The following is a 14,661-nucleotide window of genomic DNA, read 5'->3' on the forward strand; positions in this document are numbered from 1 at the left end:
CAACAAGGCCGTCTATTTGTCCGAACGCTGCCCCGCAACTTCGCGGCCGGCCTTTTCCTCCACGCCGGACAGGCCGAAGCGTCGCGCCAGTTCGTCGAGGACATCGTCGGGGTGCCGGTCGCGGGCGCGCAGGACGATCAGTGTATGAAACCACAGGTCGGCCATTTCCGACACCAGTGCGTCGGCGTCGTCGTCCTTGGCCGCCAGCACCGCCTCGGTGGCTTCCTCGCCCACCTTCTTGAGCATGGCATCCAGGCCGCGCGCCTGCAGCTTCGCAACGTAGGAGCGTTCGGGGTCCGCGTAGCGACGCTCGTCGATGACCTCCGCCAGCGCCGCCAGCAGCTGTTCGCGCGGGGTTGCGGACGGGTCGTTCACGCGGTCACCTCCTGCAGGGGACGCACGGGCACCCCGGAGGCTTCCATCGCGGCCTTGGCCTCGCCCACCGTGTGCTCGCCGAAATGGAAGATACTGGCCGCCAGCACGGCATCCGCGTGCCCGGTGGTCACGCCCTCGACCAAATGTTCGAGGGTGCCCACGCCGCCCGAGGCGATCACCGGGATGTTCACCGCGTCGCTCACCGCCCGGGTCAGTTCCAGGTCGAAGCCGCTGCGGGTGCCGTCGCGGTCCATGCTGGTCAGCAGGATCTCGCCGGCGCCCAGCTCCGCCATGTGGCGCGCCCATTCGATGGCATCCAGGCCGGTCTCGCGGCGCCCGCCATGGGTGAAGATCTCCCAGCGCGGGGGCGCGCCCTCGGCGCTGATGCGGCGGGCGTCGATGGCGACCACGATGCACTGCGAGCCAACCCAGTCGGCCGCTTCGCGCACCAGTTCCGGCCGGTGGACCGCGGCGGTGTTGATGGACACCTTGTCCGCCCCGGCGTTCAGCAGACGGCGAATGTCGTCCACCGCGCGCACGCCGCCGCCCACGGTCAGCGGGATGAAGACCTGCGAGGCCACTTCTTCGACCACGTGCAGGATGGTGCTGCGGTCGTCGGAGGACGCGGTGATGTCGAGGAAGGTCAGCTCGTCGGCCCCCTGGGCGTCGTAGCGCCGCGCGATCTCCACCGGGTCACCGGCATCGCGGATGCCGACGAAGTTTACGCCCTTCACCACGCGGCCGGCGTCGACGTCCAGGCAGGGGATGATGCGGCGTGCCAGCATCTCAGGTGTCCTCGCCCCGGGCGGCCGCGCGCGCCTGCTCCAGAGTGAAGGCGTCCTCGTACAGGGCGCGGCCGACGATCACGCCGTCGATCCCGGCGTCGGCCCCGCGGGCGAGGCTGCGGATGTCGTCCAGCGAGCTGACGCCGCCGGAGGCGATCACCGGTACCCGCACGTTCTCCGCGAGCTTCGCGGTGGCCTCCACGTTGGGGCCTTCCATCATCCCGTCGCGCGCGATGTCGGTGTAGATGATCGCGGCGACGCCGTCGGATTCGAAGTGCTGGGCGAGGTCGATCACGTCGTGACGCGACAGCTTGGACCAGCCGTCCACCGCGATCTTGCCGTCGCGGGCGTCCAGGCCGACGATGATGTGTCCCGGGAATTCCAGGCACAGGTCGTTGACGAAATGCGGCGCGCTGACCGCCCGCGTGCCGATGATCACGTATTGCACACCGGCATCCAGATAGGCCTGCACGGTGTCATCGTCGCGGATGCCGCCGCCGATCTGGATGGTCAGATCGGGGAAGGTCTCGACGATCGCATGGATCGCCTCGGCATTGCGCGGCCGGCCCGCGAATGCCCCGTCGAGGTCCACGATGTGCAGGCGTTCGGCCCCGGCCTCGACCCAGCGTCGGGCCATTTCCACCGGCTCTTCGCCGAATACCGTCGAGTCCTCCATGCGCCCCTGGCGCAGGCGCACGCACTTGCCTTCCTTCAGGTCGATCGCGGGAATGACCAGCATCTCTCCGCCTCCAGTTACGGCGTTTGCGGGGCGTCCGGGGCGTCGCCGTCCCAGCGCAGAAAGTTGTTCAGCAGGCGCAGGCCGCAGGCCGCGCTCTTTTCCGGGTGACACTGCATGGTGAACAGCGAGCCGCGGGCGAGGGCCGACGCGAAGCGTTCGCCATAATCGGTGTGTGCAGCCACGCTGGCCGCGTCGCGCGGCTGCACCCGGAAGCTGTGCACGAAATAGAACCACGGCGTCTCCGGCAGGCCGTGCCACAGCGGGTGCTCGCCGGTGGGCTGCACGCGGTTCCAGCCCATGTGCGGCACCTTCAGCCGGCGCCCCTGCTCGTCGACGCGTTCCGGAAAGCGGGCGACCCCGCCGGGGATCACACCCAGCAGGTCCACGCCGCCGCTCTCGTCGGAGTGCTCCATCAGGATCTGCTGGCCGAGGCACAGGCCGAGGAAAGGGCGCGAGGCCGCCAGTTCCGGCAGCAGGCGGTTCAGGCCGCGCCGCGACAGGGCCTGCATGGCGTCGCCCGCGGCCCCCTGGCCGGGAAACACCAGCCGGTCGGCCTCGCGCAGGACCGCGGGGTCATCGCTGCGCAGGATGCGCTGGCCGGGTGCGGCCTCGTGCGTCAGGGCGCGTTCCACCGAGTGGAGGTTGCCCATGCCGTAGTCGATGACGGCGACGGTTTCCATGTGGCTTCCCTGTTGCGGCGGGCGTTACAGGCTGCCCTTGGTGGAGGGCGTGATGCCCGCGCCGCGGGGGTCTTCCTCCGCAGCCTCGCGCAGCGCGCGACCGAAGGCCTTGAAGATGGTCTCGGCCACGTGATGGGCGTTGTTCCCGCGCAGGCAGTCCACGTGCAGGGTGATCCACGCATGGTTGACCAGACCCTGGAAGAATTCGTGGAACAGGTCGACATCGAACTGCCCGATGTGCGAGCGGCGGAAATCGGCGTGCATCTCCAGACCCGGGCGGCCGGAGAAGTCGATCACCACCCGTGACAGGGCCTCGTCCAGCGGCACATAGGCATGGCCGTAGCGGCGGATGCCCTTCTTGTCGCCGATCGCCTGTGCCAGCGCCTGGCCCAGGGTGATGCCGATGTCTTCCACCGTGTGGTGGGCGTCGATATGCAGGTCGCCTTCGGCGCGCACGTCGAGGTCCACCATCCCGTGGCGGGCGATCTGGTCCAGCATGTGATCCAGGAAGGGTATGCCGGTCTCGGTGTGGCACCGACCGGTGCCATCAAGGTTGATCTCGACCGCAATACGGGTCTCGAGGGTGTCGCGACGGACGGAGGCGGTACGCTGGGTCATCTCGGCTGGCTTCGGAGGCAAAGCCCCAGTGTAGCAAGGCATGCGGATGCCGGGTATGGCGTGATCATCAATGCGGGCTTGTCACGGGTCAAGCCCGTCCGGTCCGCGGGGGTCGGGCTCCGGAACCGGGCACAAAAAAGGCCGGGGCGAGCCCCGGCCTCGTGATTCCGGTCGCAGGACTCGGTCTTACCGAACCTCGACTTCCTCGGAATCGGTGTCACCCTGGTTGTCTTCCCAGCTGACCCGGACGGTGTCACCGGACGAACCGTCGAATTCCAGTTCCAGGAAGGGGTTGCGCGAGATGGTCACACCCCAGTAGGCGTCAACCATGGTTTCGCCGTTGCGTTCGACCTTGACGGTCTGAATGAAGTGCTCCGGGATGGTCTCGCCGGCGTCATCGGTTTCTTCACCGGTGTCCATCGGGTGGGAAATCAGGGCACGGATGCCAATCTTCCCGTCCTGCTCCTGGGCGCGTACACGAATCGACATAACTATTTACCTCCAGACAATGAATCGGATCGGTCGGGCTGCCGGCTTAGCCGCCGCAGCCACCCACCGTCACTTCGACGTTGCGCGACGTCATGTACCAGTTACCGTCGGCCTTGACGGCGGCGATCACGTCCGAGGTATCCACCAGGCGCATGCGCTGGCCGGCCTTCGGCGTGGCGGCCGAGGAGAAGACATAACGGCTGGCCAGGGAGCGGTTGTTGGCTTCGGCCATGATCGCGATCTCCTCAACGTTGTCCATGTGCGCATGGACGGAGACCGGGACCACGGCGCCGTTCTCGGCGATTTCCGGAGCGCTCAGCTCGATGTCGTCGGATTCCTGAATGTCGGTGGTGCCGGCCACCGCATTCAGCGAGTTTTCCACACCCTCGGAATCGAACATGTCGGCGGACCAGCCGGCAAGCAGCTTGCTCGGGGCCAGCAGACCGGCGCCCACGGCGGCGCCCACGGTGCCGGCGGCGAGAGTGCCTTTCAGGAAGACACGACGCTTGGTGCTAATCATGGAGATCTCCTCTCATCTTTTTGGATCAAATCCGGACTATCCCGGGGCGCGAGCCATCCGCATGTGGATGCCGGCGCCTGTACGTTGTGACGAGGGACCTTACGGTTCTATTCCTCGTCCCCGGATCAGCCCCCCCTTTGGCGGGTTCTTTTGCTGATCCTGCCCCTCCAGAATCCCAGAGGTGGCTGAACACTTCATGAACGGAATTCTGTCGGATGATGGCTTTGCCGAACGCCCGACGTTCCATATGAAGCCAGCCCCTTATCAATGGCACACTATCCCCTCCTGATGCAATCATTCCCGGAAATCACGCCCATGCCGTTCTGCAAGGCTCACCTTCTGCTCGTGCTCGTGGTTGTTGCGCTCGGAGGCGCCCAGATGCTGGCCAGCTGCGGACAGAAGGGCGATCTCTACCTCCCCGAGGACGACCAGGAGGAATCCCGCTAGATGGACTATTTCGACTACCGCGGCGGCACGCTGCACTGCGAGAGCGTCGACCTCGACTCCCTGGCCCGCTGGGTCGGGACCCCGGCCTACGTGTATTCACGGGCCACTCTGGAACGCCATTACCGGGCGTTCGCCTCCGCCCTGATCGGTACGCCGCACCAGGTCTGCTTCGCGGTCAAGGCGAACTCCAGCCTGGCGGTGCTGAACGTGCTGGCGCGCATGGGTTCGGGTTTCGACATCGTCTCCGGCGGTGAGCTGGAACGTGTGCTGCGTGCCGGCGGCAATCCCGCGCGGGTGGTCTTCTCCGGGGTCGGCAAGACCGCCGCGGAGATGCAGCGTGCGCTGGACGTAGGCATCCACTGCTTCAACGTGGAGTCGGAGGCGGAACTGGAACGTCTGGAGGCGGTTGCGGCGGACCGCGGCGAGGTCGCCCCGGTGTCCCTGCGGGTCAACCCCGACGTCGACGCCGAGACTCACCCCTATATCGCCACCGGGCTGCGCGACAACAAGTTCGGGGTGGCGATCGAAGAAGCCCCGGCACTGTACCGCCGCATCCACCAGTCGACGCATCTGGACGCCCTCGGCGTGGATTTCCATATCGGCTCGCAGCTGACCAGCACCGAACCCTTCGTCGATGCCCTGCAGCGGGTCCTGGGACTGGTGGACCGGCTGGCGGAAGACGGCATCGAACTGTCGCACATCGATGTCGGCGGTGGCCTGGGCGTTCGCTACCGCGACGAGACGCCGCCGGAGCCGGATGTCTGGGCAGCGGCCCTGCGCGAGACCCTGGGTGATCGGCCGCTGAAGGTCCTGCTGGAACCGGGCCGGGCGATCGCCGCCAACGCCGGGGTGTTCCTGACCCGGGTGGAATACCTCAAGCACTCGGAGCACCGCGACTTCGCGATCGTCGACGGGGCGATGAACGACCTGCTGCGCCCGGCGCTGTACGGCGCCTGGCAGGCGATCGAGCCGGTGGTCCCGCGCGACGATGTCGAGCCCCGCAGTTACGACGTGGTGGGTCCGGTGTGCGAGACCGGAGATTTCCTCGGACGCGAACGCGACCTCGCGCTGGCCGCGGGCGACGTCCTCGCGGTGCGCTCTGCCGGGGCCTATGGCTACGTGATGGCGGGCAACTACAACAGTCGCCCGCGCCCGCCCGAGGTCATGGTGGACGGCGACCACTATCAGATCGTGAACCGGCGCGAGCAGGTGGATCACCTGATGATGCGCGAGGGCATGCTGCCGCAGGACCCCGAGGACGAGGATCCGCCCGGGAGGGTCGATCCGTGATCCCGCGCCGCCCCGAACCCGAGCTGATGCTCGAGCCCGAGCAGGCCCGGGCCTATGCCGGAGCGGACTTCGCCCAGCCCCACGAGGGCTTTGTCGATGCCTTCGCCGAGGTGTTCCCGGAGCCGGTGCACGGGCCGGTCCTGGATCCGGGCTGTGGCCCGGGAGATGTCAGCCTGCGCTTCGCCGCCCGCCATCCCGAGTGCGAGGTCGACGGACTGGACGGTGCGCCGGCCATGCTGGCGGCCGGGGACGCACTGCGTGCTGACCACCCGGCTGCGGATCGCGTGCATCTGGCCGAGGGCTGCTTGCCCGATGCGCGGGGCCCGCGCGCGCCCTACGCCACCATCATCTGCAACTCGCTGCTGCACCATCTGCATGACCCGGCGGTACTGTGGCAGGTGATCCGCCGCGACGGGGCCGCAGGCGCGCGGGTGTTCGTGATGGACCTGCGTCGTCCCGATTCGGAGGCCGAGGTGAAGCGCCTGGTGGCGGAGTACGCGGCCGATGCCCCGGAGGTCCTGCGGCGCGACTTCGAACACTCGCTGCATGCGGCGTTTACCCCCGAGGAGGTCGAGGACCAGCTGACCGCCGCCGGTCTCGACGGCTTCCGCGTGCGGGTCACCAGCGACCGCCACATGGTCGTCCACGGGCGGCTGCCTGAGCGCGCCGAATGAGCGAGCTGGCATTCACCAAGATGCATGGCCTGGGCAACGACTTCGTGGTGTTCGACGGCGTGCGCCAGCCGGTCACGCTGACCACGGAGCAGCTGCGCCTGCTGGCGGATCGCCATTTCGGGGTGGGCTGCGACCAGATCCTGCTGGTGGAGCCGCCCGCCGATCCCGCGAGGGCGCTGTTTCGCTACCGCATCTTCAATGCCGACGGCGGCGAGGTGGAGCAGTGCGGCAACGGCGCGCGCTGCTTCGCCCGGTTCGTGCGCGAGCAGGGTCTGACCGATGCCCGCGAGATCCCGGTGGAGACCCTGGGCGGCCCGCTGGTGCTGCGGGTGGAGGCGGACGAACAGGTCACCGTCGACATGGGCTGCCCGGTGCTGGAACCGGCCCGCATCCCGTTCGAGGCCGACCTTGAGGCGCCGGAATACCGCCTCGAGGTGGGCGACACGGCCCTGACGATCGGCGCGGTCTCCATGGGTAATCCGCATGCGGTGACCTTCGTCGAGGATGTCGCCTCCGCCCCGGTGGCGACCCTGGGTCCGGCGATCGAGGCGCATCCGCGTTTCCCGCGCCGGGTGAACGCCGGGTTTGCCGCGGTGCGTGATCGCGGGCAGCTGGATCTGCGGGTGTACGAGCGTGGTGCGGGCGAGACCCTGGCCTGCGGTTCGGGTGCCGCCGCCGCCATGGTGGTGGCCCGCCTGCAGGGCCGGGTCGACGAACATGTGCGGGTCTCGCTGCCGGGCGGGGCCCTTGTGCTAAGCTGGAATGGCAACCCCGGGTCGCCGGTGCGGCTGACCGGCCCCGCCACCACGGTATTCAATGGCAGGATCGATCTATGAGCACAGACCCCTCCAGTGCCTCCCCGGCGGGGGAGCGCCCCGAACTCTCGGCGGCCGAGGTCGAGGCCTGGCTGCGCGACCACCCGGACTTCTTCCTCGACCATCAGCCCCTGCTGGACGTGCTGCGCATCCCGCACCCGGCCAGAGGCGCCGAATCCCTGGTCGAGCGTCAGCTCAAGCGCCTGCGCGAGCAGAACCGGCAGCTGGAGCAGCGCATGCACGAGCTGGTGGAGCGCGCCCGTGACAACGAGCGGGTGGGCCGCCAGCTGCACGATCTGGCCCGTACCCTGATGCGCGCGGAAAACCTCGATGCCGTGCTGGCGCTGACCCAGGATGCCCTGCGCAACGAACTGGGCGCCGAACGCGTGAGCATCCGCCTGGCGGAACGCGACGTGCAGGACCTGCACGCCCTGGATACCGCCCAGCTGGCGGTGCTGGAGCCGCTGTTCGCCCGCGGTCGGGCGCAGTGCGGGCGGGTGCCGCCGGACATGCTGAAGGTGCTGTTCGACGATGCGGAGGAGACCGTGGGCTCGGCGATCCTGATGCCGCTGCTGGCGGACGACGAGCGCGTGGGCGTGCTGGGCCTGGCCAGTGCCTCGCCGGATCGTTTCCAGCCCGACATGGGGACCTATTTCGTCACCCACATCGGCGAGCTGCTGGCCGAGTCCATCCGCTGCCATGCCGACCGCAAGCAGGCCGCCTGAGGGCGAGGTTTCGACCGACCCCGCGATCGCGGACTATCTCGCGCACCTGCGTGACGTGCGCGGCCTGTCGCCGCATACCGTAGCGGCCTACCGACGCGACCTGCGCGAGCTGCGCCGGGCGTGGGCCGGCACCTGGCCGGAGCTGGACGCCGCCGCGCTGCGGCGCATCGTCGCCGGGCTCGCCCGGGGCGGCCGCCATCCGCGCTCGGTCCGCCGGTTCCTCGCCGCGGTGCGCGGTTTTCTGGATTTTCAGGTGGAACGCGGCGAGCGGGGCGCCAATCCGGCGACGGGCCTGCGCGGCCCGAAGACCGACCGGCCGCTGCCCCGCGGCCTGGACGTGGATCAGGCCCAGCAGGCACTGGACGCGCCTCCGGCCGCGGCCCCGGCCGATCCCGATTCGCCGCTGGCGCGCCGCGACCGCGCGATGCTGGAGCTGCTGTACGGCTCCGGGCTGCGGCTCGCGGAACTCACCGGGCTGGATCTGCCGGACGTGGACCGGGAGGCCGGCATGGTGCGTGTACTGGGCAAGGGCCGCCGCGAGCGGCGGGTGCCGGCCGGACGCATGGCCCTGGCCGCCCTGCGCGACTGGCTGGCGGTGCGCGGCCAGTGGGCCAACGACGACGAGCCCGCGCTGTTCGTGACCCGCCGGGGGCGGCGCATCAGCAACCGCTCGGTGCAGCGCCGGGTGGAGGAGGCCGGGCGCCGCGGCGGGCTCGACGTCCGCCTGCACCCGCATCGCCTGCGCCACGCCTTCGCCAGTCATCTGCTGGAGTCCAGTGGTGACCTGCGCGCGGTGCAGGAACTGCTGGGGCATGCCGATCTGTCCACCACCCAGATCTACACCCATCTGGACTACCAGCACCTGGCCGAGGTCTACGATGCCGCGCATCCCCGCGCGCGGCGGCATGATCCGGCCGACGGGGCGGGTTCGTAGGCGCGCACAAGCGCGTACAATCCCCGCCCGGATTCGACCACCGATTGCAGGAGACCACCGTGGAGCAGTTTCGTGGCACCACCATCGTCTGTGTGCGCCGCAACGGCGCCGTGACCCTGGGCGGCGACGGCCAGGTATCGCTGGGCAATACCGTAATGAAGGGCAACGCGCGCAAGGTGCGCCGCGTCTACCATGACCGCATCCTCGCCGGATTCGCCGGCGGCACCGCCGATGCCTTCACCCTGTTCGAGCGCTTCGAGGGCATGCTGGAGAAGCATTCCGGCAACATCACCCGGGCCGCGGTGGAACTGGCCAAGGACTGGCGCACCGACCGCGCCCTGCGCAAGCTGGAGGCCCTGCTGGCGGTGTCCGATCGCGAGAACTCGTTCGTGATCTCGGGCAACGGCGACGTGATCGAGCCCGAGAACGCGCTGATCGCGATCGGCTCCGGCGGTCCCTACGCCCAGGCCTCGGCCCAGGCCCTGCTGCAGAACACCGACCTGCCGGCGCGCGACGTGGTGGAGAAGAGCCTCCATACCGCCGCCGACATCTGCGTCTACACCAATCACAACATCACGCTGGAGAGCCTCGACGCCGAGTGACGCTTCCGCGTCACCCGCGAGGCTCCCGGCCGCGACCCTTTCAGGACCGCAAGCCATGAGCGACATGACCCCCCGCGAAATCGTCCAGGAACTGGACCGCTACATCATCGGCCAGGACGAGGCCAAGCGTTCCGTGGCCGTTGCGCTGCGTAACCGCTGGCGGCGGCGGCAGCTGCCCGAGGCGCTGCAGCCCGAGGTCACGCCCAAGAACATCCTGATGATCGGCCCTACCGGTGTCGGCAAGACCGAGATCGCTCGCCGGCTGGCAAAGCTGGCTAAGGCCCCGTTCATCAAGGTCGAAGCGACCAAGTTCACCGAAGTGGGCTATGTCGGGCGTGATGTCGAATCGATCATCCGCGATCTGGCCGAAAACGCGATCAAGCAGCTGCGCGAGGAAGAGATGCAGCAGCACCGCGGCCAGGCCGAGGACGCCGCCGAGGAACGCATCCTCGATGCCCTGCTGCCGCGGCCGCGCAACGCCGGTTTCAGCGAGTCCGGCGACGACGCGGCCAACAGCGAGACCCGGCAGAAACTGCGCAAGCGCCTGCGCGAGGGCAGCCTGGACGAGCGCGAGATCGACATCGAGCTCCAGCAACAGGGGCAGAACGTCGAGCTGATGACGCCGCCCGGCATGGAGGAGATGGCCAGTCAGCTGCAGTCGATGTTCCAGAACATGGGCGGGCAGAAGAGCCAGCAGCGCCGGCTGAAGATCGCCGACGCCCGGCGCCTGCTGGTGGACGAGGAGGCCGCGCGGCTGGTCAACGAGGAAGAACTCAAGGGCAAGGCCATCGAGCGCGTCGAGCAGAGCGGTATCGTGTTCCTCGACGAGATCGACAAGGTCGCCCGCGGCAGCGAGAAATCCAGTAGTGGCGAGGTCTCGCGCGAGGGCGTGCAGCGTGACCTGCTGCCGCTGATCGAGGGCACCAGCGTGTCCACCAAGCTGGGCATGGTGCGCACCGACCACATCCTGTTCATCGCCTCGGGTGCGTTTCACCTGAGCCGGCCGTCGGACATGGTCCCCGAACTGCAGGGGCGGCTGCCGATCCGGGTGGAACTGGAACCCCTGTCGGTGGATGCCTTCGTGCGTATCCTGACCGAGCCTACCGCGTCGCTGACCGAGCAATACGTGGAGCTGATGGGTACCGAGGGCGTCAGCGTGGAATTCCGCGAGGACGGCGTGCGCCGCCTGGCCGAGATCTCCCACGAGGTCAACGCCCGCACCGAGAACATCGGGGCCCGTCGCCTGCACACCGTGCTCGAGCGCCTGTTGCAGGACGTGGCCTTCCGCGCCCCCGATATCCCGGAGCCGGTGATCATCGACCGCGAATTCGTCGACCAGCGGCTGAGCGATCTGGCCGAGGACGAGGACCTGTCCCGCTACATTCTCTAGCGTGCCAACCCCGGAGGCCGTGCCGGGGTATGCCCTCCGGGGCGCGCGGGCTGGTATTCTCGCCGGTGCCAGTGATTCCGGGACCGCTCCGGCGGTTCCGCGCGTTCCCATCGACCCGGGCAAGCCGGGCGCCGCAAGTCGGAGGCCGCATGAGCAGTACGCAACGACCCACGGATATCCAGCTGCATCAGAAATCGCGCATCCTCGAGCTGCGCTACAGCGACGGCTCGCATTTCGAGCTGCCCTGTGAGTACCTGCGGGTGTATTCCCCCTCGGCCGAGGTCCGCGGGCACGGCCCCGGGCAGGAGGTGCTGCAGGTGGGCAAGGAGGACGTGAACATCACCGCGATCGAGCCGGTCGGCAACTATGCGGTCAAGCTGGTGTTCTCCGACGGCCACGACACCGGCATCTACGACTGGGACTACCTCTACAAGCTGGGTACGGAACAGGAGCGTCTGTGGCAGGATTATCTGGAACGGCTGCAGCAGGCCGGATACGAACGCCGCACCCACTGACGCAAGAAGACTCATGAACGACGAACCCGGCAAGACCCACTTCGGCTACCAGACCGTCTCCGAATCCGAGAAGACCGAGCGGGTCGGACAGGTGTTTCACTCCGTGGCCGCGCGCTACGACGTGATGAATGACCTGATGTCGATGGGCATCCATCGCGTGTGGAAGCGCTACACCGTGGAACGCGCCGGGGTGCGGCCGGGCATGCGCATCCTCGACCTGGCCGGCGGGACCGGCGATCTGGCCAGTGCGTTTGCGCCGCGGGTCGGGCCGAAGGGGCAGGTCGTGGTCTGCGATATCAATGCCTCCATGCTGGAGGCCGGTCGGGACCGGCTGATCGACGAGGGCCGCGTGGGCAACATCGACTACGTGCAGGCGGATGCCGAGGTGCTGCCGTATCCCGACGAGGCCTTCGACCGCATCACCATGGCCTTCGGCCTGCGTAACGTGACCCGCAAGGAAAATGCCCTGGCCGAGATGCACCGGGTGCTCAAGCCCGGCGGCCGGGTGCTGATCCTCGAATTCTCGCAGCCGGTGGCGCCGCTGCGGCCGGCCTACGATGTCTATTCCTTCAAGCTCCTGCCGCTGATGGGCCGTCTGGTGGCCAACGATGCGGATTCCTATCGCTATCTGGCCGAATCCATCCGCATGCATCCCGATCAGGAGACCCTGGCCGGGATGATGCGGGACGCAGGGCTGGAGCGGGTCGAGTACGACAACCTCACCGGTGGCATCGTCGCGCTGCACCGTGCCACCCGCCTGTAACCCGGGAGCCGCCATCGATGTCCGAGCCCGCCGCCCTGCCGAGCCCCGTCACCGCTCTCGTCGAGGTCCTGCTGAACGAGCTCCTGGAGGCCGCCCCGCCCCACGCGCGCGAACGCCTGGCCGGGCGGGCGGTGGCCATCGTGGTGGAGCCGCCCGGGGTCGCATTCAGTCTGGTGGGCGCGGCCGATCGGTTGCAGGTGATCGGCGGGGTGGAAGAACCGGTAGACGCGCGGGTTTCCGGCTCCCCGCTGTCGCTGGGTGCGGCCATGGCTCGCGACGACCGCAGCGGTCTGGAAATCACCGGGGATGCCACCGCGCTGTCCGATCTGCAGCGCGCGCTGGGCGAGGCCGAGCACGACTGGGCGGCGCTGTTCGAGCGGGTTGCAGGTGCCGGTTCGGCGGGCCCGCTGCAGGACCTGTTCCGGCGTGCGACCGGCGGCATGCGCCATGCGGCCACTCGGTCCGCCGAGGACCTGGCCGATTATGCCCGTGACGAGGCGGGGTGGCTGCCACCGTTCGGGGCGTTCGAGGCCTTCAGCGAGGACGTGGCCCGCCTGCGTGACGATGCTGCCCGGCTGGAGGCGCGCCTGCGCCGACTCGAATCCGGCAAAGCCTGACCCCCATGCGACGCAGCTTCTACCAGGGTCTGCGGCTGTGGACCATCGCCCGCGTCCTGGTGCGCTACCGGCTGGACGTCATCCTGTTCACCCTCAAGCCGCTGCGCCCGCTAAGCTTCCTGCTCTATCTCGCGCCATGGAACTGGTTCCGGCGTACCCGGGGCACGCGGGGCGAACGCATCCGCCGCGCGCTGGAGGACCTGGGTCCGATCTTCATCAAGTTCGGCCAGATGCTGTCGACCCGCCGCGATCTCCTGCCGGACGACATCGCGGTGGAACTGGCGCGCCTGCAGGATCGCGTCCCGCCGTTCCCCGCCGATCAGGCGCGTGCGGTGATCGAGGCCGAGCTGGAGCGCCCGGTGGACATCGCCTTCGCCGAGTTTGCCGATACCCCGCTGGCCTCGGCCTCCATCGCCCAGGTCCACGAGGCGCGGCTGCAGGACGGCCGCGAGGTGGTGGTGAAGGTCGTGCGGCCGGGTATCCTGAAGACCATCCGCGCGGACCTCGAGGTGATGCACACCATCGCCGCGCTGGCGGATCGCTACTGGAGCGAGGCTCGGCGGCTGCGCCCGCGCGAGGTGGTGGACGAGTACGAGAAGACCGTCACCGACGAGCTGGACCTGATCCGCGAGGGCGCCAACGCGGCGGCCATCCATCGAAATTTCGCGGACAGCCACCTGCTCTACATCCCGGAGATCATCTGGGACTACACGCGCCAGAGCGTGCTGGTGATGGAACGCATCGAGGGCATTCCGGTGGCCGATGTGGCCGCCCTGCGTGAACGCGGGGTGGATCTGCGGCTGCTGGCGGAGCGCGGCGTGGAGATCTTCTTCACCCAGGTGTTCAAGCACAACTTCTTCCACGCCGACATGCATCCCGGCAACATCTTCGTCGATGCCACCCACCCGGACGACCCGACGTACCTCGCGGTCGATTTCGGCATCGTCGGCTCGCTGCTGGACTCCGATCAGCGCTACCTCGCGGAGAACTTCTACGCCTTCTTCAACCGTGACTACCGGCGCGTGGCCGAGCTGCACGTGGAATCCGGCTGGGTCCCGAAGGACACCCGGGTCGACGAGTTCGAGGCGGCGATCCGGTCGGTGTGCGAGCCGATCTTCCAGAAGCCGCTGGACGAGATCTCCTTTGGCCAGGTGCTGATGCGGCTGTTCCAGACCGCCCGGCGCTTCGACATGGAGGTCCAGCCGCAGCTGGTGTTGCTGCAGAAGACCCTGCTGAACATCGAGGGCCTGGGGCGCCAGCTGTATCCGCAGCTGGACCTGTGGACCACCGCGAAGCCGTTCATCGAGCAGTGGATGCACGAGCGCATGGGGACGCGCGCCTTCCTGCGCAGCGCGCGCGAACACCTGCCGCGGCTGCTGGCCCATCTGCCGGAGCTGCCGCTGCACGTGGAGAAGGCGCTGACGGTGGAGGAGCAGCGGGCCGAACGCGATGCCGCGCTGCGCCAGCAGATCCGCCAGCTGGAGGATGGCCTGGGGCAGCAGGACCGGCGTCGGCGCGAGGGACTGGCCGCGCTGGGGCTGCTGGTGGTGGCGGGCCTGAGCCTGCAACTGGATGTGCCCGAGTGGATGGGACTGGCCTGGCCGGCCTGGCCCGCCGGGATCCTGGGGCTGGGGCTCTTGCTGTTCAGCCTGCGGCCGCTCCCGTCGCGCTCGCGCGACTGAC

The 14,661-nt window shown here is 68.6% G+C and carries 19 protein-coding genes; 12 read left to right on the forward strand and 7 right to left on the reverse strand.

What is annotated here, in order from left to right; translation table 11 throughout:
* Positions 1 to 12: 12 nt before the first annotated feature.
* The 7 genes from D571_RS0109500 to soxY form a co-directional block, all read right to left on the reverse strand.
* Entirely contained in the window at positions 13 to 375 is a 363-nt protein-coding gene (locus D571_RS0109500; RefSeq protein ID WP_018936452.1) for a phosphoribosyl-ATP diphosphatase, read from the reverse strand.
* Positions 372 to 1,160, reverse strand: a complete 789-nt coding sequence (hisF, locus tag D571_RS0109505) for an imidazole glycerol phosphate synthase subunit HisF (protein WP_018936453.1) — start codon at positions 1,158 to 1,160, stop codon at positions 372 to 374. Before hisF ends, D571_RS0109500 begins: the two co-directional genes overlap by 4 nt.
* 1 nt (position 1,161) lies before the next feature.
* Positions 1,162 to 1,899, reverse strand: coding sequence for a 1-(5-phosphoribosyl)-5-[(5-phosphoribosylamino)methylideneamino]imidazole-4-carboxamide isomerase (hisA, locus tag D571_RS0109510; protein WP_018936454.1), 738 nt, complete (start codon positions 1,897 to 1,899; stop codon positions 1,162 to 1,164).
* Between the two features lie 14 nt (positions 1,900 to 1,913).
* Positions 1,914 to 2,579, reverse strand: coding sequence for an imidazole glycerol phosphate synthase subunit HisH (gene hisH / locus D571_RS0109515; RefSeq protein WP_018936455.1), 666 nt, complete (start codon positions 2,577 to 2,579; stop codon positions 1,914 to 1,916).
* Between the two features lie 24 nt (positions 2,580 to 2,603).
* Positions 2,604 to 3,197, reverse strand: a complete 594-nt coding sequence (gene hisB / locus D571_RS0109520; protein ID WP_018936456.1) for an imidazoleglycerol-phosphate dehydratase HisB — start codon at positions 3,195 to 3,197, stop codon at positions 2,604 to 2,606.
* Positions 3,198 to 3,383: 186 nt separating this feature from the next.
* A complete protein-coding gene (soxZ, locus tag D571_RS0109525) occupies positions 3,384 to 3,686 on the reverse strand; it encodes a thiosulfate oxidation carrier complex protein SoxZ (RefSeq protein WP_018936457.1) in 303 nt (100 codons plus the stop codon).
* Between the two features lie 46 nt (positions 3,687 to 3,732).
* Positions 3,733 to 4,206, reverse strand: coding sequence for a thiosulfate oxidation carrier protein SoxY (soxY, locus tag D571_RS0109530; RefSeq protein ID WP_018936458.1), 474 nt, complete (start codon positions 4,204 to 4,206; stop codon positions 3,733 to 3,735).
* Positions 4,207 to 4,521: 315 nt separating this feature from the next.
* Here soxY and D571_RS14105 point away from each other — a divergent pair, with 315 nt between their 5' ends.
* The 12 genes from D571_RS14105 (at position 4,522) to ubiB (ending at position 14,660) form a co-directional block, all read left to right on the forward strand.
* Positions 4,522 to 4,653 (forward strand): lipoprotein, encoded by a 132-nt coding sequence (locus D571_RS14105; RefSeq protein ID WP_018936459.1) that lies wholly within the window; start codon positions 4,522 to 4,524, stop codon positions 4,651 to 4,653.
* Positions 4,654 to 5,943, forward strand: a complete 1,290-nt coding sequence (gene lysA / locus D571_RS0109540; protein ID WP_018936460.1) for a diaminopimelate decarboxylase — start codon at positions 4,654 to 4,656, stop codon at positions 5,941 to 5,943. It begins immediately after the preceding gene.
* Positions 5,940 to 6,617, forward strand: a complete 678-nt coding sequence (locus D571_RS0109545) for a trans-aconitate 2-methyltransferase (protein WP_018936461.1) — start codon at positions 5,940 to 5,942, stop codon at positions 6,615 to 6,617. The genes lysA and D571_RS0109545 overlap by 4 nt, the downstream gene beginning before the upstream one ends.
* Positions 6,614 to 7,453, forward strand: a complete 840-nt coding sequence (gene dapF, locus D571_RS0109550; RefSeq protein ID WP_018936462.1) for a diaminopimelate epimerase — start codon at positions 6,614 to 6,616, stop codon at positions 7,451 to 7,453. The genes D571_RS0109545 and dapF overlap by 4 nt, the downstream gene beginning before the upstream one ends.
* Positions 7,450 to 8,157, forward strand: coding sequence for a DUF484 family protein (locus D571_RS0109555; protein ID WP_018936463.1), 708 nt, complete (start codon positions 7,450 to 7,452; stop codon positions 8,155 to 8,157). The genes dapF and D571_RS0109555 overlap by 4 nt, the downstream gene beginning before the upstream one ends.
* On the forward strand, positions 8,132 to 9,091 hold the full coding sequence (locus D571_RS0109560) for a tyrosine recombinase XerC (RefSeq protein ID WP_018936464.1): 960 nt from the start codon (positions 8,132 to 8,134) through the stop codon (positions 9,089 to 9,091). Before D571_RS0109555 ends, D571_RS0109560 begins: the two co-directional genes overlap by 26 nt.
* A gap of 59 nt (positions 9,092 to 9,150) precedes the next feature.
* Positions 9,151 to 9,693 carry an ATP-dependent protease subunit HslV gene (gene hslV / locus D571_RS0109565; protein WP_019641486.1) on the forward strand — a complete coding sequence of 181 codons (543 nt, stop codon included), beginning with the start codon at positions 9,151 to 9,153 and terminating at the stop codon, positions 9,691 to 9,693.
* A 55-nt stretch (positions 9,694 to 9,748) separates the two neighbouring features.
* On the forward strand, positions 9,749 to 11,083 hold the full coding sequence (gene hslU, locus D571_RS0109570) for an ATP-dependent protease ATPase subunit HslU (RefSeq protein ID WP_018936465.1): 1,335 nt from the start codon (positions 9,749 to 9,751) through the stop codon (positions 11,081 to 11,083).
* 149 nt (positions 11,084 to 11,232) lie between these two features.
* Positions 11,233 to 11,598, forward strand: a complete 366-nt coding sequence (locus D571_RS0109575) for a gamma-butyrobetaine hydroxylase-like domain-containing protein (protein ID WP_018936466.1) — start codon at positions 11,233 to 11,235, stop codon at positions 11,596 to 11,598.
* 13 nt (positions 11,599 to 11,611) lie between these two features.
* The gene (gene ubiE, locus D571_RS0109580; protein ID WP_018936467.1) at positions 11,612 to 12,361 is read left to right on the forward strand and encodes a bifunctional demethylmenaquinone methyltransferase/2-methoxy-6-polyprenyl-1,4-benzoquinol methylase UbiE; all 750 of its coding nucleotides are present in this window, start codon (positions 11,612 to 11,614) and stop codon (positions 12,359 to 12,361) included.
* Between the two features lie 17 nt (positions 12,362 to 12,378).
* Entirely contained in the window at positions 12,379 to 12,978 is a 600-nt protein-coding gene (locus tag D571_RS0109585; RefSeq protein WP_018936468.1) for an SCP2 domain-containing protein, read from the forward strand.
* Between the two features lie 5 nt (positions 12,979 to 12,983).
* Positions 12,984 to 14,660, forward strand: coding sequence for a ubiquinone biosynthesis regulatory protein kinase UbiB (gene ubiB / locus D571_RS0109590; RefSeq protein ID WP_018936469.1), 1,677 nt, complete (start codon positions 12,984 to 12,986; stop codon positions 14,658 to 14,660).
* The last annotated feature ends 1 nt before the right edge of the window (position 14,661 follow it).

This window comes from Thioalkalivibrio sp. ALJ24 (assembly GCF_000377785.1).
Lineage (GTDB): Bacteria > Pseudomonadota > Gammaproteobacteria > Ectothiorhodospirales > Ectothiorhodospiraceae > Thioalkalivibrio.